The organism is Nitrobacter sp. (genome assembly GCF_051535235.1).
Classification (GTDB): domain Bacteria; phylum Pseudomonadota; class Alphaproteobacteria; order Rhizobiales; family Xanthobacteraceae; genus Nitrobacter.
This window is the reverse complement of record NZ_JBPPLZ010000001.1, coordinates 1-23,183: the sequence shown is the minus strand read 5'-3', so window position 1 is coordinate 23,183 and position 23,183 is coordinate 1. Positions and strand designations below refer to the sequence as shown.

Genomic DNA, 23,183 nt, shown 5'->3' with positions numbered 1-23,183 from the left:
GACGTCATCAACCGAAATCAGAATCCCGTCGCATGGGGCCCGCCTCGCGTGCGAACCGAACCTGGCCTGGACCAATTCAGGAGAGGCATCACGCTGCCGTTTTGCTCTCCTCGCGCAGTTCGCGGCGGAGAATCTTGCCGACATTGGTCTTCGGCAGCGAGTCGCGAAATTCGATTTGCCTCGGCACCTTGTAGCTCGTCAGTTCCGTGCGCACGAACTTGATGATGTCATCGGATGTGAGATTCGGGTCCTTCCGGACCACGAAAGCCTTCACCGCCTCGCCCGACTTCCTGTCCTTGACGCCGACCACGGCGCATTCCAGCACGCCCGGATGGCTCGCGATCACCTCCTCGACCTCGTTCGGATAGACGTTGAAGCCGGAGACCAGGATCATGTCCTTCTTGCGGTCGACGATTTTTGTGTAGCCATCCGGTGACATCACGCCGATGTCGCCGGTGCGGAAGAAGCCGTCCGCCGTCATCACATTCGCGGTCTCGTCCGGCCTGTTCCAGTACCCTGGCATCACCTGCGGACCCCTGGCGCAGATTTCGCCGGCCTCGCCGAGCGGCACCTCGCGGCCCTCGTCGTCGCGGATGGAGATGCATGTCGAGGGCATGGGTAGACCGATCGAGCCAGTGAACTTGTCGCGGTCGGCGGGGTTGCATGTCAACGTCGGCGAGGTTTCCGAAAGGCCGTAGCCTTCCAGCAACGGGCATCCAGTCATTGTCAGCCACCTCTCCGCGACTGTCTTCTGGACCGCCATGCCGCCGCCGATCGAGGCTTTGAGCTTTGAGAAATCGACCTTGTCGAAACCGGGCGCGTTGAGAAGGGCGTTGTAAAGCGTGTTCACCGCCGGGAAGCAGTTGATCTGATACTTCATCAGTTCCTTGACCGTGCCGGGCACGTCGCGGGGATTTGGAATCAGCAGATTGACGCCCCCTGCGCGCATCGCGAGCATGAAGCACGCCGTCAGCGCGAAAATGTGATAGAGCGGCAGCGCGCAGACGATGAAGAGCTGATCGACCACCGGCGGCTTCTTCAGCGCCGGTTGCAGCCAGGCGTCGTTCTGCAGCATGTTGGCGAGAATGTTGCGATGAAGCAGCGTCGCGCCTTTCGAAACGCCGGTGGTGCCGCCGGTATATTGCAGGAAGGCGACGTCGTCGGGCACGAGGTTCGGTTTGGCCAGCGTCATGCCGCGTCCTGCGGCGAGGGCGTCGTTGAACCTGACCGCACCCGGGATCGATGACGGCGGCACCATCTTCTTGACGTGGCGCACCACGAAATTGACGATCACGCCCTTGAGGCCCAGCATGTCGCCCAGGCTGCCGACGATGACGTGCCTGACGGCGGTTTTGCCGATCGCCTGCTGCACCGTCTGTGCGAAATTCTCCAGCACGATGATCGCTTCCGCGCCGGAATCCTTGAGCTGATGCTCGAGCTCGTGCGGCGTGTAAAGCGGGTTGACGTTGACCACGGCATAACCGGCGCGCAGCACGGCCACCGTCGAGACCGGATATTGCAGCACGTTCGGCATCATCAGCGCGACGCGCGCGCCCTTTTTCAGTCCCCTGCCTTGCAGCCAGGCGCCGAGCGCCAGTGACGCCTCATCGAGTTCGCGATAGCTGATCGCCTTGTCCATGCAGATGAACGCCTTGCGATCGCGAAATTTGGCGAAGCTCTCCTCAAGCAGTTCGATCAGCGAGGCGTATTGCGACGCGTCGATGTCGGCAGGCACGCCTGCGGGATATTGGCTGAGCCAGATGCGATCCATGCGACTCCCCGGGTCATCCCGCTTTCAAGCGAGGAAGGTCTTGTTCAGGGAGTATTGAGCAAGGCGGTTGTCCAAGGCAAGCGACTGTGCCGCCGCGCGCTATTGCCTGGATTCGCCCTTGGCGTTTTCCGCCGGCTTCGACTTGGCGGCTGCACCGGCCGCAGCCTGCTTGGCGCGGGCACTTTTGGCGTTCGGTTTTTTGGCGTTCGCGGCTTTGGCGCCGTCCCCCTCGGCTGCGGATGGCTTCGCGGCGGCGCCGGGTTTGATCGTCACCGAGACACGGTGTTTGGATTTTGGATCAGTACCGGCTTCGGATTTGGCCGCAGGTGAGCCGTTGGGCTTGCCGTGGGCGATCTTGCTGCGCTTGGCGGCTTTCGGCGGAGCGTCGCGCGCGGCATCGGCTTCCGCGGCTGCGGCGATCGCCGCGCCGGTCCGTGTCGGTCCGGTATAGACGATGATCGGGTCTGACGGGGCAGGCGCAGCAGCTATCATGTCCGCCGGACGCAACGCCGGCGGCTGCACGCCGGTCGCCAAAAACGACATCACGGAGGCGCCCGTTGTCGTCGTGTTGGCCGCAACATCGTCGTCCTCGTCGCTGGCGGGATGCTTGCGCTTGGGGCCGCACATCTCGTCGCGCAGATTCGGAGGCGTCGCCGCGATCGGCGCCAGATTGTCGACCGTGCCGAGCGCCGGACGCAGCCAAGACAGCGTATTGTTGGCGAAGCCGCGCTCCAGCATCTGCGCGGCGCGCACCGCACGCATCGTGCCGGACGACGCGCCGAGCACCACCGCGATCAGGCGTTTGCCATTCTGCGTGGCCGAGCCGACCAGATTGTAGCCGGACGCGCAGATAAAGCCGGTCTTGAAGCCGTCGGCGCCAGGAAAGCGTCCGATCAGCTTGTTGAAATTTTGCGTCACCCTGTGGCCGTAGCGGATCGAGGGAATGTGAACGAAATATTCGTACTCCGGAAGATCGTGAATGATCGCGCGCGCGAGAATGGCGAGATCGCGGGCCGAGGTGATCTGGCCGTCTGCCGGCAGCCCGTTCGGGTTCACATAACTCGTCTGAGTCATGCCGAGCCGCTGCGCCGCGGCGTTCATTTCGGCCGAGAAACCGTCGATCGAACCGCCGACGCCTTCCGCCAGCACCACGGCCATGTCGTTCGCCGATTTCACCAGCATCATCTTCAGCGCGTTGTCGACGGTCACCTGCGTGCCAGGCCGGAAGCCCATCTTCGAAGGGGACTGGGCGGCCGCGGTCGGCGATACCGTGAACAGCGTATCGAGGGTGATGCGTCCCTGCTTGACCGCCATCAGCGTGACATAGGCAGTCATAAGCTTGGTGAGGGAGGCCGGATACCAGGGGTAGGTCGCGTTCTCCGCCTCCAGCACTTTTCCGGTATCGGCTTCGATCAACAGATGCGCTTCGGTGGCGTGCGCCGCGCGCACCGGCGCGACCGTGATGATCAATCCGCTCACAAGCATCATCCAGACCGGCAACGATGTGCGAGCTCGGGCGATGGATTTGCGAAGCAGGAGGATGAGAAAATGCACGGTCGTTCCGGTCCTTTGAGACCCGCCTTTGGCAAGGAGGCCTGCTTCGAGCATTTTCCGGCTAAGTGGCGTGGTTAGCCGTAAGAAAATGCTCTCATTAGTAACTGCGCGTATTCTGATCGCAAAACCGGTATCCACTTTTGCGGAATACGCGCTGGGTTTCAAGCATGTCCGGCGCCGTCGATTGCGGCTCTCCAACCTATACCGGCTCAGCGAGCCAGAACAGTGGCCCCTGCCTAATTCCCCGACGAAAGGGGCCGAATTTCGACGCTCGGGGAACCGTCCGGAATCATGAATTGTGCTTTCGCGAGCTGGGCGAAATGGCCGCCGCTCGCCACGAGTTCTTCAAAGGTTCCGTTTTCGATCACGCGTCCGTTCTCGAAAACCAGAATGCGCGTGGCGTTGCGGATGGTGGACAGCCGGTGCGCGATGACGAAGGTGGTGCGGCCCTTCATCACCTCGTCGAGCGCGGCATTGACCTTGGCCTCGGTCACGGCGTCCAGCGCGGAGGTCGCCTCGTCGAGGATCAGGATCGGCGGATCCTTGAGCAGCGCGCGGGCGATCGACAGCCGCTGCCGCTCGCCGCCGGACAGCATGCGTCCGCGCTCTCCCGCATGGGTGTCGAATTTTTTCTCGCCGCGTTCGATGAACTCCAGCGCCTGCGCGCGTTCGGCAGCTAACCGCATGTCCTGTTCGGACGCATCCGGCTTGCCGACGCGCAGGTTCTCCGCGATCGAGCGGTCGAACAATAGCGGCTCCTGAAACACCACGCCGATATTTCGGCGCAACGCGGCCAGCGTGAGGCGGCGAATGTCCATGCCGTCGATCTTGATGACGCCGGATTGCGGATCGAAAGCGCGATGCAGCAGAGCGACGGCGGTCGACTTGCCTGCGCCTGTCGGGCCGACCAGCGCAATGGTCTGGCCCGGCAATGCAACAAAGGACAGGTGCTCCACCGCGGGCCGCTTGCCATCATAGGAAAACGACACGTCGTCGAATTCGACGAGCCCCTGCAATCGTCCGGCGTCGACGGCGTCGGGATGGTCGCGCACCGCCGGAACGGCGTCGAGCACGTCGAAGAACTCCTTCAGCCGCGGTGCTTCCATGAAAACGCTGTTGATGAAGGAAACGACCTGTTCGAGCCGCTGGATCAGCATGGTGGCGAAGCTGACGAACATCACGATCTCGCCGACCGACGTCATTCCTCGCTGGTTCAGCACGATGCCGACGGCGAAGATCGCCAGGATGGTGATCGTGGTCGAGGCGCGCGTCATCACGGTGACGATGGCCCACCACGACAGCACCGGCATCTGCGCCGCCAGCAATTTGTCGGCGACGAAGCGCAGGCCCTGGACCTCGGCATCGACGCGCACGAAGCTCTGCACCAGCGCGACATTGCCGAGCGCGTCTGAAGCGCGCGCGGAGAGATCGCTGAAATGCGTCTCTACCTCGTTCTGCATGTCGAAGGTTCTGCGAACCACCAGCGTCGTCAGCATCGTGAACACGATGCAGAGCGCAAACAAGACGATCGCCATCCGCCAGTTGATGGTGAGGGACAGCGGCAGCAGCACCACCAGCGACATGATCGCGGCGAAATGCTCGCGGAAAAATCCGAGCCACAGCCGCCACAGCGCGTCGGTGCCCTGCAGCATCACCTTCATCAGCCGGCCGGAATGAGTGCCGGCATGATAGGTCAGCGGCAACTGCAGGATGTGCTCGAAATAGTCCGTCAGCACGGCCTGCCGCTGACGATGCGAAAGACGGTCGGCCTGCAAGGCCACGATCACCCCGCACAGGATGGTGAACAGGCCGAACGCCACCCAAACCGCCAGCAGCGGCCACGGCGACGTCGAAGTCGTTCCGAAAGGGCCGGCGGCGGGATTGCCGGAAAGGACGTCGACGATGCGGCCGAACAGCACCGGTTCGGCGAACTGCGCGCCGGCCAAAAGAAGATTGGCCGCGGCAAGGATCCAGCCAAGCCGCGCTTCCTTGCCGAGCGATTCAAGAACGCGCGTATAAAGGCGGACCATCGACATCGGACAATGCTCTGGCGGATTGCAACGCGGCACCCGGCAACGCGAAGGGGGATGCGCCGGAGGGAAGAGACCGCGGCATTCTAATCAGGGATCGGGGGTGGGATATAGCGGCTTCTGCCGGTGTTATTCGGCCTGCGTGATCTTGCGGTCGCCGGCTGGCGGCAGAAAACTGTCGTCGAAGATATCCGCGGCCGTCGGACGATGGCGGAATTTGAAATCTTCGGCGATCTGGCCGAGCGAGGTCTCGAACCGGACCGGGTCGATCGCCCCGATGCCGCTGTGCTTGACCTCGCTGGTCAGAACGTTGTCGCTCAGCACCGCGTTCAGCCGCTCCAGTTCGACCGCGCGTGATCCGTTGTCCATCTGGGTCAGCACATCGTCGACCGCCTGCTCGGGCGCCTTGATGGTGAGACGCAAACCGGCAATCACCGCGCGCACGAACGCCCTGACCGCTTTCGGCTTCTCGGCGGCGAATTCCGGATTGACGATCAGAACCTTGCCGTAGGCGGCGCAGCCATAGTCGGCAAATCGCAGCACGGACAGATCGTCGGCCGGAATACCGCGATTGCGCAGGTCGACCGCCGAGAGGTACGACAGTCCGGATATGGCGTCGAGCTGGCCTGCCGAGAGCATGGGCTCGCGAACGGCGGGACCGACCTGAGCCAGTTTCACCGTTTTGAGCGGCAATTTGTTTCGCCGGGCGAGCGCGGGCCACAGCCTTATCGACAGGTCGCCGTCGGCGACGCCGATCGTCTTGCCCTCGACATCGGCAAGCTTGTCGATGCCCCGGCTTTTGCGCGCGATGAAGGCATAGCCCGCCTTGTCGAACAGGACGAACACCGCCTTCACCGGCGGCGCGCCGGGCTCGTCGCGAAAACGGATCAGTGCATTGATGTCGGCAAGCGCCAGTTGACTCGTGCCGACCGCGACGCGCGCAATGGCGTCGGCCGTGTCGGTGGCGGCGGTCGTCGTGACATTCAGGCCTTCGGCGCGGAACAGGCCTCGGGTCGTTGCCAGCACGATCGGGGCGACGGCGGCGTCGATCGGGCGATCGAGCGACAACTCGATCTGGGTGGGCGCGACGGCTTGGGCGCGGTCTTCCGCGATGCCGGAGCGCGCGACACCGACCGTGCTCAGGAGCAACAGCAGGACAAACCAGAGAGGGCGCAGCGAACGGGCTTGCATGGGCGTTGGAGCAATCGGCCGGATTGCGGAGGTTTGCGCAAACGCCCGCAGGTTTCGAAGCAAAGAGTCTAGCAGAGATAATCTGAATACGCGATGACCGCGCAATTTGCCGCAGCCCGTCAGACTTGCATTTGGACTCTGGAACTCGATGTGAATCGGGAAGTTAACTCCAGAATGGCCTTAACAGGCCAGGAATATCAGCAGAGGGATAGCCAGATGTTGACGCGCAGAAACTTCAAATCGAGCGGCCGAGGCGTCGTTTTGGCGACGGTTGCGGCGATGGCTCTGACGGCGGCCGGCCCATCTTTCGCCGGGTCCACCGCTCCGGTTTCCAGCGGAATCTCGGCGACCGGATCCTCCAGCGAAGTGACGGATTTCAGCGCGGCGCGCCGCCACCATCGGCATTATCGGCGCGGCGGAGATGCTGCGGCGGCGGCTGCGTTCGCCGGCATCATCGGCACCGTCGGCGCCATCGCCGCCAGCCAGGCGCGTCGTGACGCCTATTATGACTACGGCCCGGGGTATTATGGCCCCCGATACTATGGCCCGCCGCGCGGCTATTACTACGGCGGACCCCGATACTACGTCCCCTATTGAGGATTTAGGCGAGATATCAAGAGAACACGACGGACGCCGGCTGCGATCGCGGCCGGCGTCGTTTTGATTCCCGGCGTTAATATAGCGGCCATGTGTGTCCGCTAGCGTGGCCGGCATGAGTGATTCGCTGGAGCGGCTTTATCAGGCGGTGATCGCGGCGCGGGATTTCGATCCCGCCACCTCGCGAACCGCACGGCTGTTTCAGCGCGGTCCCGCCAAGATGGCCAAGAAAGTCGCGGAGGAGGCCGTCGAAGTTGCGATCGATGCGGTCGGTGGCAAACCCGATGCGGTGATCCGCGAAAGCGCTGATCTGTTCTATAATCTCGCCGTGCTGTGGGCCGCGACCGGAATCCGTCCTGAAGACGTGTGGGCCGAGATGGACCGCCGCGAGCGGTTATTCGGTATCGCCGAGAAGCTGCCGAAAACCGCGGCTAAACCGCTCAAGCCTTCCGCCAGATCGGCGAGGGAGCGGGTTGTCGCGCTCGAGGCCCATCGGTTGCGCAAACGCCGCTGAAATCCTCGGCCCGACCATGGACAAATCCACTGCGCAGTGGTTGATCGCGCCATGCTGAGACAGACCTATGACTGGTGCATTGCCGCCGCCGACAAGCCTTACGCGTTATGGATACTGGGAGCCGTGGCTTTCGCCGAAAGCTCGTTCTTTCCCGTGCCGCCCGACATCATGCTGCTGCCGATGTCGCTGGCGCGGCCGCAACGCGCCTGGCTGTTCGCGACGCTCTGCACCGTCGCCTCGGTTGCCGGCGGCGTGCTCGGCTATGCGATCGGCGCGCTGCTTTACGACTCGCTGGGGCAGTGGCTCATTCAACTCTATGGCCTGGGCGACAAGGTGGAGGCATTCCGCGAGTCGTATGCGCAATGGGGAGCCTGGATCATCATCGGCAAGGGCCTGACGCCGATCCCCTACAAGCTCGTTACCATCACCTCAGGCTTCGCTGGATACAATCTGTGGCTGTTTATCCTGTGTTCGATCGTCGCCCGCGGCGGCCGCTTTTTTATCGTCGCGGTTCTGCTCAATCGCTACGGCGACGTCATCCGGCGTGAGATCGAGAAGCGGCTCGGCCTGTGGGTGGCGCTCGGCGCGGCCGTGATCGTCCTCGGGTTTGTGATCGCGTTTCGCCTGCTCTAGGTGTTTAGCCCCCGGCATTGAGGGGAAACAACTGGCTTTTCGGCGCTGATCTTGATGGCTTCGTTTTTTGCGCGTGTTCTTCACGCGAGCCGATCTCCATCCTCGGGCCAAGCCCGAGGACATGCTTCGCTCGAAAACGCTATAGCGATGCGTTCGACGGTATCGCCTTGCGCTTAGTGCGCCAACGACGCCTGAATCAGTTCGATCGCGTCAGGGCTGTCCCATTCCGCCGGCCCGGACATGTTGCCGATTTCGCATCCCTGGCCGTCGATCAGCACCGAAGTGGGCATGCCCACCGCTAGGCCGATTCCTTTAAGTTGTTGAAATGCTTCTGCCTTATCGTCGTGGAAATTGCCGAGACGGGTCAGGTTGGCGTCTCTCAGAAACGCCTTCGGCTTGTCGGCGTCGCGGGTGTCGATGTTGATGGCGACGACGGCGAATTTATCGCTGCCGAGCTTGCCTTCGAGCTTGTCCAGTGCGGGCATCTCCTTGCGGCAGGGCACGCACCAGGTCGCCCACAGGTTCAGGAGAACGGTTTTTCCCTTCCAGTCCGAAAGCTTCTTGGGCTGACCGTTGCCGTCCGTGAAGGCCAGGTCTGGTATCTGGCGCGGCTTCGACGCCATCGTCAGGGCGGCCACTTCGCCGATGGCGCGGTGGGAGAGCTTCCTGGACAGTTCCAGGGAGGCGCCACACGGCATGCCAGCGCTTGCCACAGATCTCGCGTATTTCAGGTGCCCGGCTCCCAGAAGCGTGGCCGTGACTCCGGCAACGAGGGCGACCGCGACCAGCGGGCCCACGGGGAGCCTGCTCTGGGTGCGGCGGGACGGCGGGGTGGTTCCAGTCATATCGTTTGTCATCCTGTACAAGATGCGGGTATGCAGGCTTCGGCTTTATAGCGTTTTCCAGCGAAGCGGACTCCAGTTCGCGTGAAGAGAACGCGTCAAATCAAGAACCTGGATTCTTTCACCGTTTCGGTGAAAGGGTGAAAGAACCCAGATCGCTGGAACGAACCGGGTGGATCGGTCGTCCGGCAGGCATGAAATGAGCGGCGCGGCATTGAGAAACAACATGAGCAACAAGATGTGGGGCGGCCGGTTCGGCGAAGGTCCCGACGCGATCATGGAAGAAATCAACGTCTCGATTGACGTCGATCGCCATCTTTACGCCCAGGACATCGCCGCGTCCAAGGTCCATGCTGCCATGCTTGCCGCTCAAGGCATCATCACGGCGGATGATGCAAAAAACATAGGCAGGGGTCTAGACACGATTTTGTCAGAGATTCGCAAGGGCTCGTTTGACTTCAAACGGGCTCTTGAGGACATTCACATGAATGTCGAGGGGCGGCTTGCAGAATTGATCGGCGCCGCCGCCGGGCGGTTGCACACGGCGCGTTCGCGCAACGATCAGGTTGCGACCGATTTCCGTCTCTACGTCCGCGATGTCATCGACGAGACCGACGCGGCGCTCGCGGCCTTTCAGTACGTTCTGGCGACGCGCGCGCTGGAGCATGCCGCAACGGTGATGCCGGGCTTCACGCACTTGCAGACCGCGCAGCCGGTGACCTTCGGCCATCATCTGATGGCCTATGTGGAGATGGCGGCGCGTGACCGCGGCCGCCTTGCAGATGCCCGCAAACGCCTGAACGAGAGCCCGCTCGGGGCGGCGGCGCTGGCGGGCACATCCTTTCCGATCGATCGCGGCGCCACCGCGAAGGGACTCGGTTTCGATCGCCCGATGGCAAATTCGCTCGATGCGGTGTCCGATCGCGACTTCGTGCTGGAGACGCTCTCGGCCGCGGCGATCGCGTCGACCCATCTGTCGCGCTTCGCCGAGGAGATCGTGATCTGGACTTCGCCGCTGGTCGGCCTTGTGCGACTGTCGGACAAGTTCACCACGGGCTCCTCGATCATGCCGCAGAAGCGCAATCCGGACGCCGCCGAACTGGTGCGCGCCAAGACCGGCCGTGTCGTCGGGGCGCTCACGGCGCTGCTGATCGTGATGAAGGGACTGCCGCTGGCCTATCAAAAGGACATGCAGGAGGACAAGCAGGGCGCGATGGAAGCGTTCGGCGCGCTTTCGCTCGCGATCCGCGCCATGACCGGCATGGTCGCCGACCTCGTGCCGGATGAAGCGCGGATGAAAACCGCCGCCGGTGATGGTTATGCCACAGCGACCGATCTCGCGGACTGGCTGGTGCGGACGCTGAAGATGCCATTCCGCGATGCGCATCATGTCACCGGCCGCATCGTCGCGGCTGCCTCGAAGCAGGGCCTGGCGCTGCATGAGCTGCCGCTGTCCGCGATGCAGGCGATCGAGCCGCGCATCACGCGCGATGCGCTTGCGATGCTGTCCGTCGAAGCGTCGGTGAAAAGCCGCACGAGCTATGGCGGGACCGCGCCGAAAAACGTCAGCGCGCAGGCAAAGGCCTGGCTCAAGCGGCTGGAAAAAGAGCGGAAATCGGGCTGATCTGAAACATTCGCTTGAATTTTCCGGACATCCGGGTCTCGCCAGAGCCGGGCATTCTTTGTATGGTGCCGCCGATTGGGGATATCGCCGTGAACAGCACTTCAAGCTCGGTGTCCACGAGATGGGCGCTGATTTTCCTGACGGCAGCGACGCTGGCGCTGGCCGGTTGCGGGCGCAAGGGCGGTCTCGATCTGCCGCCGACGGCGTCGGAACAGTCGCGTGCCACGGCGGCAGCCGATGACAGCGCGCGCGAGGCGGCGGCCAAGGGCAGCCTGTTCGATCCTTCCTACGGCATGAACAATGGTCCGGCGGCTTCCAAGGGCACCAGGAAATCCTTCATTCTCGATCCGCTGCTCGACAGCCACTGAGACGGCTGGTGGCCCGATTCTGACATTTGCGTCCCGTTGCAGAGAACGTCTTTGCAAAAATGTCAGAATCGAAGGACCACTAGAAATAATTTGCGAGTGTCCTTTCGAATCCGAAGTTCGCTACGAAGGGTGCTGCATAATGAGGCGAACTTCGGATTCGGGACGCTCGTTCCATGCGCCACTTTGATTACCGCGACGGCGTGCTGCACGCCGAGGGCGTCAACCTATCGACGCTGGCTGACGCCGTCGGCACGCCGTTCTATTGTTATTCGACCGCAACGCTGGAGCGGCACTACCGCGTGTTTGCCGATGCCTTCGCAGGCGTCGACCACCTGATCTGCTATGCCATGAAGGCAAACTCCAATCAGTCGGTGCTGCGGACGCTGGCGAAGCTCGGGGCAGGGGCGGATGTAGTGTCCGGCGGCGAACTCAAGCGCGCGCTGGCGGCAGGAATTCCGCCAGGCAAGATCCTGTTCTCGGGCGTCGGCAAGACCGAAGCCGAATTGCGCGCGGCGCTTGATGCAGACCTTCTCTGCATCAACGTGGAATCCGAGCCCGAACTCGAACTGCTGTCCAGGCTTGCATCCGAAACCGGGCGTACGGCGCGCATCTCGCTGCGTGTCAATCCCGACGTCGACTCCGGCACGCATGCCAAGATTTCGACCGGCAAGTCGGAGAACAAGTTCGGCATTCCGATCGTACAGGCGCGCGCGGTCTATGCCCGAGCGGCAAAGCTGCCGGGCATCGCGATCACCGGCGTCGACATGCATATCGGCAGCCAGATCACCGACCTTGGCCCGATGGAGGCGGCCTTCCGTCTGCTCGCGGATTTCGTCGTTGCGTTGCGCGCCGACGGCCACACGATCAGCCACGTCGATTTCGGCGGTGGTCTCGGCATCCCCTATTACGAGGACCGTGCCGCTCCGCCCGAGCCGCGCGCCTATGCCGACATGGTCAGGCGCGTGACGCGCAATCTCGGCTGCACGCTGGTGTTCGAGCCGGGCCGCATGATCGTCGGCAACGCGGGCATTCTGGTGACGCGCGTGATCTACGTGAAGCGCGGTGGCGCGCGGAATTTCGTCATCATCGACGCCGCCATGAATGACCTGATCCGTCCGACATTGTATGAGGCCTATCACCAGATCATGCCGGTGCGCGCGGCGTCGAAAGACGCCGCGGTGATGGTTGCCGACGTCGTGGGTCCGGTCTGCGAGACAGGCGACTTCCTGGCGCTCGAGCGCAACCTGCCGGAGCCGCAAGCCGGCGATCTTTTCGCGATCATGACCGCCGGCGCGTACGGTGCGGTGCAATCGGGGACCTACAATACCCGCGCGCTGATCCCCGAGGTGCTGGTCAAGGACGACCAGTATGCGGTGGTCCGCCCGCGCATCGAGGTCGAGCAACTGATTGCGATGGATGCGGTCGCGCCTTGGCTGTGATCGCCCCCTTCAGGTGCCGTGTTCACCATCTGCGGCTCAGTGCGCTGCACTATGAAAAGTCGCATTCGCAATGCAAAATCCGGCGCGTCTGTTGCCGGGTTGAACCGTTGCACGACAAACATCTATTTGATATGGGTGTGCCCGCCGCTCCCCTTAGGCACGCAAAACGGGCTATAGTGGGGCTGTTCCAGGATCGATGATCTGGGGGGTGCCGCCGCCATCGATCCTTACAGTTCGTCCGGGGTATTCCCGGGTTTCTTTGGCTCCTCTACCGCTGGGAGTACTTCAGTAATGACCTCTGGGAGTGATACAGTGCATTCAAACCGGACCAACGCCATTCTCGGCGCGCTGCTGGGAACGTTGTTGTTTGTTCAAACGGTCCGCATCATCGACGAGTCGTTCAGCGGGCCGGAGAAACCGCACGCTGAGGCTGCCCAAAAAGCGAACGTGAAGGAAGCGGCCGCCGCGCCGGCAGCCGCCGCTGCCGATCCGGCGGCGTTCAATAAGTTGCTCGCCAGCGCTTCCGCCGAGCGTGGTGCCGGCCTCGTCAAGCAGTGCCAGATCTGCCACAACACCGAGGAAGGCAAGGGGCCCAAGATCGGTCCTGATCTCTATGGTGTGGTGAATCGGCCGGTCGCTTCGATGCCGGGCTTCAACTACTCCGCCGCCTTGAAGGCCAAGGGTGGTAATTGGACCTTCGCCGAACTCGACAAATGGATAGAAGATCCGCGTGCCTACGTTAAGGGCACGTCGATGAGCTTCGCCGGCTTGAAGAGCGAGAGCAAGCGCGCTGATCTGGTTGCCTATCTCAATACGCTCTCAAAGAGCCCGGCGCCGCTGCCGAAGTAAGAAGGCATAGGCCTCCGAAAGGAAGCTGATGCCTACAGCAGGAACGTCTTGCTGCATTCGATTGTGTCACGAACCCATGGCGCTCGCGAGCATCCGCTCGCGTTCGCCCCATGGGGCACTCCGGTTCAGGATCGGCCAAAGAGCCAGAGCGGCGGCCAGGCCGTTCACCCGGCGAGCCGTTTATCGCGCGAACTGTTCACCGCGAATGGTTGCCTCGCGATCCGCGACGATTGGTCGACCGCTCTGTGAATGGCCGCGTCTGTTCGGTCCCCTGCGCCGACCTGCATTTCAGCGGTGCTATCGTCGGACCACTGCGAACGTCTCATCGCCCTGTTTCCGAGCGGCATTCGCCCGGCGGGCGTAACGGCGTCCAGCAACTGTCCACATGACCTGTCGTATGGCCTTGCCATTCGGATGCCATCGGACGCCTCTGTGGTTACGTTAGCGCGGGCGATGTGGTCGGCCTGCTTTTGCTGCACTGCAAGCAAGAGAAGTTCCCATCCCTAACGAACCGACCGCTTCAATCGGCTCTGCCGCGCGGCCTCATTCCGCCAGGCCAGATGTGTCGGTTGGATCCAGAGGCCTTCGCTGGCTGACGCTGGGCCGGATGGGCGGCAATCGTTGAATGCGCGGGGGAGGTCACCAGCCGTGGACCGGCAAGCCGGCGTTTCCGCTCGAATCTCTGTAGCGGCCGACGGAGGCGGCCCGCGTCATCCCGAATTGATGTGAAAGGATGGTCTGACCATCACCACATGTTGAGCACGGTGCGCGCCTCGTCGGACATGCGGCTGGGGTCCCACGCTGGCTCCCATACGATCGCGACCTTGGCGCCCTGCACGCCAGATACGCTTTTGACCGCGTTCTCTATCTGGCCAGGCAGTTCCGCCGCCGACGGGCAATTTGGTGACGTCAGCGTCATCTCGATATTGACCGTACGGTCGTCGTCGATCACGATTTTGTAAATCAGACCGAGTTCGTAGAGGTCGGCCGGAATTTCCGGATCGTAGACGGTCTTGAGCGCGCCAACGATATCCTCTCCCATGCGCGCCATTTCGTCCGCCGGGACGCTCGACGACGAATCTGTCGCGTCGGCGGCGTCCGCGCTATCCGAGGGAATGCTTACGGCTCCAGCTAGGTTCGCCTCGTCGGTCATACCAATACTCCTGCGCTTTGGCGAACGGGCCGCACTCAGGTTGGCCCGTGTGGTCTGTATGAGTGCGGATTCTGATTTGTCTTCCGCTCGAACGTCGTCAAGCGTTCGCCAATGCAGCCTTCGGTTTTAGGCAGCGTCTTGCTTTACATAGCGCAATTGCAGGCCTTCTCCAAGCGTCAACAGGGTCAACCGAAGGACGCCTGGATTGGCCCTGAGACAGATTGGCCCTGAGACGCGCACGCGACCGAGGTGCACCGCGTGCTTCTGGATCTGACCCGCGATTATCTATGTGGGTTGATGCGGTAAGTTCCCGGAGACGATCGGAAAGTTTCGATCAGCCAGGACTTACCGGTTTGAGTAATTCTAGCGGGACATGGTTTTCCGAAGCGCGTTCCGCTCTCATGTGGCGAATTTTGGCCCGTTTTCAGGGCGAATTGCCGCTCCCGTCCCCAACTGCCTGCTCGGAATGGAGTTGACGCGATCGTTGTTACCGTGGTAGATTCTGACTACACCAATTTAGCATGGTTGGATCGTTGGACTAAGATACGCAACCGCCTTTCATGAGTGAGAAATCGGCGGAACGAGTTCGCATCGCGGGTATTGTTATTGATGTGGGGAGTGCGTAGTCCCAACCAGAGGAGCCCTTCATGTGCGACTACAGTCTGCATCACGTAGCGTCGCGGCCTGCCAAGGTCGCCGATAAGCTGGTTACGATGGAGCTTGCAAAATCAAACGTGCGCGGCTTTGCGGCCGTTGGCGAGCTCGGCCCCAAGCTTGTGATTCATGACAGCCCGCCCGAGTTGGCGGTCTGCCTGCTTCCCGGAACGGAACTCGCCTTTGACGAGAACGTTCAGTACGAATGCCCCCGGAGCTTCCTTGGCATAAAGTTCTCGGGCAAGGCTCGTGTCGATCACAAGGTCGCGAGCTTCCGGAAGGTGGATGTGGACAATCCGCACGTTCAGCACGATGCGCTGGAGTTTCCGAACGGGCAGGTTCTGAAGATTACGCAGCTCGTAAGTGGTCAGACCGCCACCGTGTTGCAGTTGCCCGCCAATGCTCCGCAGGATGACGAGCACGATCACGCGCATGCCGGACATCGGCGCGCTCGCGATTCGCGTCTCGCTCTGAACCGCAGTTCGAGCAAGCAGGGAATGTTCGTGCCGAACCAAGGCGCGGTGATGTTGTGGGATTCGTTCCGCGGCACGGCTATTGACCTGTCAATGGCCCTTGCGGAATCGTTCCAGCGGTTCACTGCTCCCAAGCAGCCCTCTATTCTTGAAGCTGAATTGGCTGCCGGTATGGGCACCGAGGTAAGCTTCCAGGACGGTGTGCCGACTGTAAAGACGCCTCCCGCGCAGAAGCCGGAAGGCAAAGTCAAGGCCAAGTCTGCCTCTGCTGCCTAGCTTAAGCTAAGCTGCTTATTCGTCGACGACCGCGGCCAAACGCGCCAATCTCGGAAACGAGGGCAGCGCGTTCCGCGGTCGACGCGTTTTTGGCTCCAGTAATTATAAAATCCAGGAATTATAAATCTGTCACGTTTGGATGCGGTGCGCCTTCGGACTCAAGGGCGTAGTCGTGTTTTGCGTGAACACGTGAACACTCGCGTAAATCAAATCAGGACCTTTGCCGCTCGCGGGCGAGGGTTCCTTCTGCGGCAGACGAAGCTCCTTCTGCGAACATGACGATGAACCCAGAACATTTTCGGTTCGGATCAGAAGCGAAGTTCTAGGTCGTTGTTTTGGTGCGTTTCTTGGCGCGAGCCGGTAATCCATGCTCGGGTCAAGCCCGAGAACCTGCTTCGCTCGAAAACGCTATGGGTGCAAACCTGAGTCCCCCGGAATCGGCCCGGTACGACCCGAGCGGCAACTCACAAAACAAATCAGTGAAAGTCGTACGTGGGCGAACGCCAAAGGGGCGTTCGCCCGACCGCCTGCCGTGCCGGGGTGCACGCCTCCAGCGTCTCAGACCGGGATCGTCCAGCCGAACAGAAGCGAGGTCTTGCTGCCCATGCCAGCGTCTCATCAAGGTCCGGGAGTTGAGGGGATGCGCGCGCGGGCGCCTTGATCTCCGGGTCAATCCAATTTTCGGCTATTGCGCTGTCGAACACAGCATGTCCTCGAGGTTTGACTCGAGGCGGGATGCCGGCTCACGGGGACGCGCCCAAACCAAAATCCATCGTTTTCCGCTTTGTTTCGATCAGAAGTGGAAAGTGTCCTCGGCGCGTCCTGGCTGGCATCGTCCGCCAATCGCCCGACTCACCAATTATCGACCAATTATCGATTGTCTGCCGCGCCGCGAAAAGCAAGCTGCAGCGCGGAAAGATCTGCGGGTCAGTCGCGCCATTGATGCGAGCAGGTCGCGCCGATTGAAAAACGGACGAAGTTGCTTTCGTTCTCAGTGCAGACTTGCCGTATAGTCGATGATGAATATCGCGAGACGCGCAAATGGAGTTGAAGCGAAACCCGAGGACGCATAGTATAGCGAACTCACTGCTTGGCCTCATTCAATAACATCAACATCCGGGAAAACGCCTTAGAATGCATGCTCTATTGAGAATCGTCGGGGTTATTACCCTGGTCGCCGGACTGGGCTTCATGGGACAGGGCTTCCGGTTTTACAACCTTCCCGCCGATAGCATCCTCGTCAGGCATACCGAATGGGTCTATTACGGCGCGGGGATGGCCGTGGTCGGCTTTTTGCTCATCATCTTCTCGCGGCCCTCTGAGGAGCCGTAGAACTTGGAACGTCGCGCAGGCAGGTCGATGGCATCCGCCATCGTCCTTCCGGCGATGGCCCACTGTCGTCGTTACTCGTGCGGTGTCCGTGCCTGAAGACCGTTACAGGTAGGTGCACACCCGCCAATCCCGGAAAGGCCCGGGATAGCTACCCATAAGCACGCCAGCCACATCTGCGGCTGAACGCGAATGCCGAACTTTCTTGAGAATGCTTACGGTCGCGGTGCGCGATCAAGCGCTGTTCGAGATGCTGAAATCCGATAGTGGCTGACGGTCAAACAGAGTCTTCGCCGAGCAACGCGAAGGCGAGCGCATCATCTTCCTTGAATGGAGCTGCGCTTGTTCGAGCAATCTGATTGCGTCGGTGGTCAGCAGTCTCGTCGTGGGTCGGAAAAGCTTGTCGAGGCTCCGCCGCCAGCTCTTTGAGCTGAGCCTTTAGCCGCCTTATTGCCGTTCAGATGGCTCGCGGCGTATGTGGTTGTGGCGCTGCCTGGAGCATCTTCCCGGAATGCGAGATCGGATTGGCTGTATCGCCGATGCCCGGACCTGTCGTCGAGTGAAATCCATTACAGCGTTTTCGAGCCAGGCAAATGCTCGGCTTGAGGATGAATGGATAACCGCCGCGCGCGAAGAATGCGTCAAATCAAAACCGAAAGCTTCACGGTTTCCGTAAAACCGTGAAGCTCTCGTCTGTTCACAATATCAGCACGCTATGGGTATCAGGCGATGCAGCTCTGGAACCCTTCGGCGATCTTCTCTTCCGGCAGGTTGCGGCCTATGAACACCATGCGGCTTTCGCGCTTTTCGTCCTCTTTCCAAGGGCGCTGATGGTCGCCGTCCAGAATCATATGCACGCCCTGAAATACGAAGCGCCGCTCCTCGTCCTTGAAAGCAAGGATGCCCTTGCTTCGCAAAATGTTCGGACCTTCGACCTGCACCAGATCCTCGATCCAGGCAAAAAATTTATCCGCGTCCAGCGGCTTGTCGGTCCGGAACGAAAGCGATTGCATCTCCTCGTCGTGGTAGTGCTTGAGGCCGCCGTTGTGTTCTTCGTGCTTGTGATCGTGATGGTCATGATCGTGATCATGGTCATGATGGTGGCCATCGCCGTGATCGTGGTGATGATCATGGCCATGGTCGTGGCTGTGATCTTCGGCTTGGAGGAAAGCCGGTTCGAAATCGAGAATGCGCTCGAGGTCGAAGGCGTTGCGCTCCAGAATCTCGTTGAGCGGGATCTGCGCCCGTTGGGTCCGGTGCAGTTTCGCGTAAGGATTGATACCGCGGATGCGCGCTTCGATCTCGCTGAGTTCGGCTGCAGATACCAGATCGGTCTTGTTGATCAAAATCACATCGGCGAAGGCGATCTGGTTCTTGGCTTCGGGAGCATCCTTGAGCCTGTCGTTGAGCCACTTGGCGTCGGTGACGGTGACGACCGCGTCGAGCTTGGTTTTACTTCCAACGTTCTCATCGACGAAAAAGGTCTGTGCCACCGGCGCCGGATCAGCGAGCCCCGTCGTCTCCACGATGATGGCGTCGAACTTGCCGTTCTTTTTCATCAGATCGGCGAGGATGCGCATCAGGTCGCCGCGCACGGTGCAGCAGATGCAACCGTTGTTCATCTCGAACACTTCCTCGTCGGCGCCGACGACAAGATCGTTATCGATGCCGATCTCGCCGAATTCGTTGACGATGACGGCGTATTTCCTGCCGTGCTCCTCCGAGAGGATGCGATTAAGCAGTGTGGTCTTGCCGGCGCCGAGATAGCCGGTCAGTACGGTGACCGGGATTTTATCAGTCATTTGGTTCCTCCGCTGGTCCAGCTATATAGGCATCCAGCTGTTTTGCATCAATTGCCGCGAGGACTAGTCCCCGGCGTCGGACTTGCCGGCTGTCGCTTGCTTCGCAGCCGCCTGACCTTGTTATCGCTATCGTCCGGTTTCCTGTTTCGCCGCATCCGGCTGGGCGTCGTCCGCCTCCCGCGTCAGCAGGCCGGCGCCCAATAATCCGGCGATGAAAATGTCCGGGCTCATGGTCGAGACGTGAATGCCTTCCTGGAACATGCGATCGGCAACCGCTTCCATATAGGCATGATCGCTGAGGTTCTGTTCATTCCAGCTCGACTCGCGCAGACGGGTGATTGCTTCGGCCGATGAGGCGGCCTCGATCAACAGCCCCTGGTTGGTACGGTATCGCATTGGTTATTCTCTCCTTAAGGCCGCAGTCTCTGCGTCTCCAGCATTCGGGCTACCGCTTGTTCATGGGCGATCAGGGTATGCACGGTGACCTGATTAGCGCCGGATTTTGTTGCTGCCAATCCGGCCGGTTCCCGATGCCTCGCCCGCCGCAACCGACGATAACTGCAGCCGTTGCTATGAAGAAATTCCGACCCTGTCGACTGAAAATATGACGTCGCAACGGCTGCTTCGCGAGGACCCTGCGGGTCGGGCATCGTCCGCAACCATGGTGAAGATCGTGTCGGGGCGCGCGCATCGCCATAGGCGCAACGGACCAGTTTGACGGAAGCGCGCCCTTCCGCGCGAATGCGGGTCAATCGGCGAGAACGACCATTTCGCCGTCGATGACCTGATATTCGGCCAAAAGCTCCGGAGTAGCTTCGGAATCGACCGTGATTTCTGCGTCAGGAAGGCACTCCTTGACGGCTCGTAGAGCCTCGGCCTGGTCGGCGATGGCGACAAGGATGAATTCGTGGCGCAAGGCGCCACTGGCCCCTCTGCCGGGTCTTACGGAACTGATTTTCCAACCTTTTAGCATGGCTTTTCCTATGGCATGGATTTTTACCCGCGTACATATGCGATTTGATGATCGTTGCTCGTTCCGCGCCGCCTTGCCCCCGCGGCTTTGGTCTCAAGAACGACGAAATTCTCATGGGCAGGCGTTGCTCAAGTCCATTGCGGTGCAACATCGGACATCCGTTCCGTGCGCAAACCCGCTGGCTGCCGATCTTCCCTCCGAGGCAACGCAGCGAGTCGCATTGGCCGCAAGCGGATAGGCAGCCCCTTTGGAAACACGCGTCGAATCTGCTCGTGCGTCCCGTTCACCACCGTTGACGCGTGTCGCCCGCACGCCGTTATCCATTGAACCGGAGGTTTCGCGATTGTAAACGTGCGGCGTTCGAAGAGGTCATCTGATGCCGGAAACTGCGCTAAGCGTACTCGTTCGCGTGTTGAATCGCCCCGTCCATTTCCCGAAGTCCGATCAGGCCGGATGTCTCGTCGTCGGGGAGGCGCCAACGCCATTCGTGGCGCCAAGGCTGGAAATCGAGGAGAGCGACGCATCGGCCTTGGAGAAGGAGATCGTTTTCATCGAGGCGTCGGCAGCGATCGGCAAGAGCACCTTGGCAAGGCAGTTGTCCGCGACGCTCAAGGTGCCGATTCTCGATCTGGCCGAAGTCGCCGTTTCGGCCGGCTCTCTCCGGGCGATGCTGGCTGGTCTGGAAGCCGCCGACAAAAGCGATCCGCTCGACGCATTTCACGAGGGGAAGATTCCGCTCATTGTGGACGCTATCGATGAAGGAAGGCTGCTGTCGGGCGAAACGGGGATCGAGCAGTTTCTCGCATCCATCGCCGAATTCCTGCAAAGCGACCGACGCGTTACCTCGCGACCCAAGCTGGTCTTGCTGGGGCGGTTCGAGTCGATCGAATTGGCGCGGCAGCAACTCAAGCTCGCCGTGCACGGCATTACGCACGTCACGGCGAACGTCGAGTTTTTCGACAAGGAGGGAGCGCGCCAACTGATCCACGCCTATGCCGCATCAGCCGCGAGGCCCGGCTCGCACTATCTGCAGCACCCGGAACAAGCGCAGGATTTCATCACCGTTTATTTTGACGCGATCGAAGCAGCGCTGGGTCTGCCGGCGGGAGAGCTTTGGCAGAACGAACGAGGCAAGGTGTTCGCCGGATACGCTCCGGTTCTTGCGGCGGTGGGATCCATCCTGGCCGTGATCGATAATTTCGCAAACGTCGCCAGAAACCTCAGCGCAAACGGCGGCCGCGAAGCCTGGGGAATGGTCGAGGCGGTTCTGTACGAGATACTGGGCCGCGAACAGGACAAGTTGCGGGATCGGCTGAGCGACCAATGCGAGTCCGCGCTGCCAAATGCGGTTTATGATGTCGAGGAGCAGTTGTCGCTGCTTGCGCAGTATATCGAGTCGAAGCCGCTCGAGGGCGCCGGCCGTGTCAGGCTGCCTCCTGCGGAAATGGAAAAATACAGGGAAATGGTCCGAACCTATCTGCCGCATCATCCGTTCCTGCGGCGGCACGAATTCGGAGATGCGGTGCTGGGTGCGGGAGCGGTGTCGCGCGCCGTCTATCACGGCGGGACGATTTCGCGCGATCGGCTGATAAGCCTATCGCGGCAATGGCGGCAGTCCGCGCCGACGCGCCGGCCCTTGCGTTGATCGTTCAAACATCAAACGTGCGAAGCGACGTGTCGTCGGCGTTGGCTGACGGTATGCGCCGAACCGAAGCGGCTGTTACGGTTTCAGACGGCCGGTCGCCATCAGCCACCATTCGGGCGCCTGGAGTCCGGTGACGGCGTCATAGGCATCGTAGGGTTTGATATCGAGGACGGGCGTGCCGTCATAGGCGTCCAGCGCTTTCACGGTCAGAACGTTCTTGTCGCGTTTCAGCAGTTCGACGACGGCAAGTCCGATCGGATTGGGCCGCTCCCGACCGCGGGCGCTGAACACACCGACTTCCGGCAGATCTTCGCGATGCCGCGGATGGACGGTGAGCTGATCGGGCGTCCAGGTGGACTGATCCATCCAGAACAAGATGAATAAATGGGACCATTCCTCGATGCCGGTGAGGGTGCGCTCGAGATCCTCGCGCACAACGATTTCGGCGACGATGTCGCGGCGGGAGATTCCCGTGGCCTTGTTTCTGTACGGGCTGCGCACCGTACCTACTGATTGCATGCAAATCGTCATGTGGGACTGCCGGGTGCGGGATGATTTGAGTCTGCGATGGTGTGCCGGCATGCTTTCTCATTGCCGCTCGGAGCGCGGACCGTAGCTCGAGTGTCGGTCATTCTGCCGAATGCCTCCCGTGAGCGTCAATGACGCCGTTCAGCGTCGAGCGCTTCGCCAAGGAAAAATTTGGGTCTCGTCGCGAGCCTCAATTCCTCTTCATGCCCGCTTGCGCAGATGAGGGAGGGAACCCTGCTGCCTGAATTCACGTTGTGCCGTCGACCGCGCATTGCAATGTCGAATGTGCAGTGGAGGCATGCGATCTGCGCAGTATGAAAATGTGAGTGCGCGAGCTTGTGCGGATAATCCTGTCTTAAGGTCTTCAAGTCACGCCACGATAGGCGCCGTGTTTGCGCTTCAGCAAACGGCTCTTTATACAATGGGACGTCGTAAACTGCTTTTTTCCGCCGCGCGGATCTGCGCGATCTTCATCGCCGCGACTGTGTTGCTGATGATTGGCCATCGCCGGCGAGCGGAATTCGGTACATGGTCAAGAAAGAGTAAGAAGATTTCGGTCGCCGATTGCGCTCGAAACTAATCCTAGACTGCTTATCAACGCACGCTTTCACGTATTGACTTAAAAATCTTGGCAAGACGCTTGATGCTTCCGCGGAGATGCAATCAATCTTCGTCATGACATTGCTTTCGTCATTGCCGCATAGCAGCATGAACGGCGCTTGCATCTTAAAATATACTCCTTTAAGAAAACGGCCGGTACGTAACGCGCTTGTTGGGCCCGTATCGATGGCCGCCAGGTGCTGGTGCGGGGTTTATGACAAGGAGCGCGAGCGGCATGAAGATGTCGAATGGCCTGATTGGCCGCCGGTTTGGCCGCCGGTTTCTGGGATTGGCGTTTGGAGTAGCGGCGGCAGCCGCGAGTGGATCGGCATTTGCGG

At 61.0% G+C, this 23,183-nt stretch carries 21 protein-coding genes; 11 read left to right on the top strand and 10 right to left on the bottom strand.

Annotated elements, in window-relative coordinates:
- Positions 1–88: 88 nt before the first annotated feature.
- From ACS3WA_RS00105 to ACS3WA_RS00090, 4 genes are all read right to left on the bottom strand, one after another.
- Complete coding sequence (locus ACS3WA_RS00105) at positions 89–1,771, bottom strand: long-chain fatty acid--CoA ligase (RefSeq protein ID WP_438276551.1); 1,683 nt, start codon at positions 1,769–1,771, stop codon at positions 89–91.
- Between the two features lie 99 nt (positions 1,772–1,870).
- Positions 1,871–3,259 carry a D-alanyl-D-alanine carboxypeptidase family protein gene (locus ACS3WA_RS00100; RefSeq protein ID WP_438276964.1) on the bottom strand — a complete coding sequence of 463 codons (1,389 nt, stop codon included), beginning with the start codon at positions 3,257–3,259 and terminating at the stop codon, positions 1,871–1,873.
- A 302-nt stretch (positions 3,260–3,561) separates the two neighbouring features.
- On the bottom strand, positions 3,562–5,361 hold the full coding sequence (locus tag ACS3WA_RS00095; RefSeq protein WP_438276550.1) for a glucan ABC transporter ATP-binding protein/ permease: 1,800 nt from the start codon (positions 5,359–5,361) through the stop codon (positions 3,562–3,564).
- Positions 5,362–5,484: 123 nt separating this feature from the next.
- Positions 5,485–6,546, bottom strand: coding sequence for an ABC transporter substrate-binding protein (locus ACS3WA_RS00090; protein WP_438276549.1), 1,062 nt, complete (start codon positions 6,544–6,546; stop codon positions 5,485–5,487).
- A 216-nt stretch (positions 6,547–6,762) separates the two neighbouring features.
- Between ACS3WA_RS00090 and ACS3WA_RS00085 the strand changes: the two genes are divergently transcribed.
- The 3 genes from ACS3WA_RS00085 (at position 6,763) to ACS3WA_RS00075 (ending at position 8,290) form a co-directional block, all read left to right on the top strand.
- Positions 6,763–7,143, top strand: a complete 381-nt coding sequence (locus ACS3WA_RS00085) for a hypothetical protein (RefSeq protein WP_438276548.1) — start codon at positions 6,763–6,765, stop codon at positions 7,141–7,143.
- Between the two features lie 115 nt (positions 7,144–7,258).
- Positions 7,259–7,657, top strand: coding sequence for a phosphoribosyl-ATP diphosphatase (gene hisE, locus ACS3WA_RS00080; protein ID WP_438276547.1), 399 nt, complete (start codon positions 7,259–7,261; stop codon positions 7,655–7,657).
- A gap of 51 nt (positions 7,658–7,708) precedes the next feature.
- Positions 7,709–8,290 (top strand): YqaA family protein, encoded by a 582-nt coding sequence (locus ACS3WA_RS00075; protein ID WP_438276546.1) that lies wholly within the window; start codon positions 7,709–7,711, stop codon positions 8,288–8,290.
- A 173-nt stretch (positions 8,291–8,463) separates the two neighbouring features.
- Here the strand turns inward: ACS3WA_RS00075 and tlpA are convergent, their stop codons facing one another.
- A complete protein-coding gene (gene tlpA, locus ACS3WA_RS00070; RefSeq protein ID WP_438276545.1) occupies positions 8,464–9,135 on the bottom strand; it encodes a thiol:disulfide interchange protein TlpA in 672 nt (223 codons plus the stop codon).
- Positions 9,136–9,358: 223 nt separating this feature from the next.
- Here tlpA and argH point away from each other — a divergent pair, with 223 nt between their 5' ends.
- The 4 genes from argH to ACS3WA_RS00050 all read left to right on the top strand — a co-directional run bounded on the left by argH (position 9,359) and on the right by ACS3WA_RS00050 (position 13,412).
- Complete coding sequence (argH, locus tag ACS3WA_RS00065; protein WP_438276544.1) at positions 9,359–10,756, top strand: argininosuccinate lyase; 1,398 nt, start codon at positions 9,359–9,361, stop codon at positions 10,754–10,756.
- A gap of 62 nt (positions 10,757–10,818) precedes the next feature.
- On the top strand, positions 10,819–11,124 hold the full coding sequence (gene lptM / locus ACS3WA_RS00060) for an LPS translocon maturation chaperone LptM (protein WP_438276543.1): 306 nt from the start codon (positions 10,819–10,821) through the stop codon (positions 11,122–11,124).
- Positions 11,125–11,297: 173 nt separating this feature from the next.
- Entirely contained in the window at positions 11,298–12,563 is a 1,266-nt protein-coding gene (lysA, locus tag ACS3WA_RS00055) for a diaminopimelate decarboxylase (RefSeq protein ID WP_438276542.1), read from the top strand.
- 312 nt (positions 12,564–12,875) lie between these two features.
- Positions 12,876–13,412, top strand: a complete 537-nt coding sequence (locus ACS3WA_RS00050; protein ID WP_438276541.1) for a c-type cytochrome — start codon at positions 12,876–12,878, stop codon at positions 13,410–13,412.
- Between the two features lie 745 nt (positions 13,413–14,157).
- Here the strand turns inward: ACS3WA_RS00050 and ACS3WA_RS00045 are convergent.
- The gene (locus ACS3WA_RS00045) at positions 14,158–14,565 is read right to left on the bottom strand and encodes a DUF59 domain-containing protein (RefSeq protein WP_438276540.1); all 408 of its coding nucleotides are present in this window, start codon (positions 14,563–14,565) and stop codon (positions 14,158–14,160) included.
- 647 nt (positions 14,566–15,212) lie between these two features.
- On the opposite strand from ACS3WA_RS00045, the gene ACS3WA_RS00040 reads away from it, so the two are divergent.
- Both ACS3WA_RS00040 and ACS3WA_RS00035 read left to right on the top strand, forming a co-directional pair.
- Positions 15,213–15,968, top strand: coding sequence for a hypothetical protein (locus ACS3WA_RS00040; protein WP_438276539.1), 756 nt, complete (start codon positions 15,213–15,215; stop codon positions 15,966–15,968).
- Between the two features lie 1,134 nt (positions 15,969–17,102).
- Positions 17,103–17,300: a hypothetical protein gene (locus ACS3WA_RS00035; protein WP_292617925.1), complete on the top strand. Its 198-nt coding sequence runs from the start codon at positions 17,103–17,105 to the stop codon at positions 17,298–17,300.
- A 719-nt stretch (positions 17,301–18,019) separates the two neighbouring features.
- Here the strand turns inward: ACS3WA_RS00035 and ACS3WA_RS00030 are convergent.
- The 3 genes from ACS3WA_RS00030 to ACS3WA_RS00020 all read right to left on the bottom strand — a co-directional run bounded on the left by ACS3WA_RS00030 (position 18,020) and on the right by ACS3WA_RS00020 (position 20,015).
- Positions 18,020–19,099 carry a CobW family GTP-binding protein gene (locus ACS3WA_RS00030; protein WP_438276538.1) on the bottom strand — a complete coding sequence of 360 codons (1,080 nt, stop codon included), beginning with the start codon at positions 19,097–19,099 and terminating at the stop codon, positions 18,020–18,022.
- Positions 19,100–19,225: 126 nt separating this feature from the next.
- The gene (locus tag ACS3WA_RS00025; RefSeq protein ID WP_438276537.1) at positions 19,226–19,495 is read right to left on the bottom strand and encodes a hypothetical protein; all 270 of its coding nucleotides are present in this window, start codon (positions 19,493–19,495) and stop codon (positions 19,226–19,228) included.
- 352 nt (positions 19,496–19,847) lie between these two features.
- A complete protein-coding gene (locus ACS3WA_RS00020) occupies positions 19,848–20,015 on the bottom strand; it encodes a hypothetical protein (RefSeq protein WP_438276536.1) in 168 nt (55 codons plus the stop codon).
- 433 nt (positions 20,016–20,448) lie between these two features.
- Between ACS3WA_RS00020 and ACS3WA_RS00015 the strand changes: the two genes are divergently transcribed.
- On the top strand, positions 20,449–21,717 hold the full coding sequence (locus tag ACS3WA_RS00015) for a hypothetical protein (protein WP_438276535.1): 1,269 nt from the start codon (positions 20,449–20,451) through the stop codon (positions 21,715–21,717).
- A 75-nt stretch (positions 21,718–21,792) separates the two neighbouring features.
- Here the strand turns inward: ACS3WA_RS00015 and tsaA are convergent, their stop codons facing one another.
- Positions 21,793–22,236 carry a tRNA (N6-threonylcarbamoyladenosine(37)-N6)-methyltransferase TrmO gene (gene tsaA / locus ACS3WA_RS00010; protein ID WP_438276534.1) on the bottom strand — a complete coding sequence of 148 codons (444 nt, stop codon included), beginning with the start codon at positions 22,234–22,236 and terminating at the stop codon, positions 21,793–21,795.
- Positions 22,237–22,920: 684 nt separating this feature from the next.
- Between tsaA and ACS3WA_RS00005 the strand changes: the two genes are divergently transcribed.
- Positions 22,921–23,183, top strand: a 263-nt coding sequence (locus ACS3WA_RS00005) for a hypothetical protein (RefSeq protein WP_438276533.1), incomplete at its 3' end; no start/stop codon positions are given.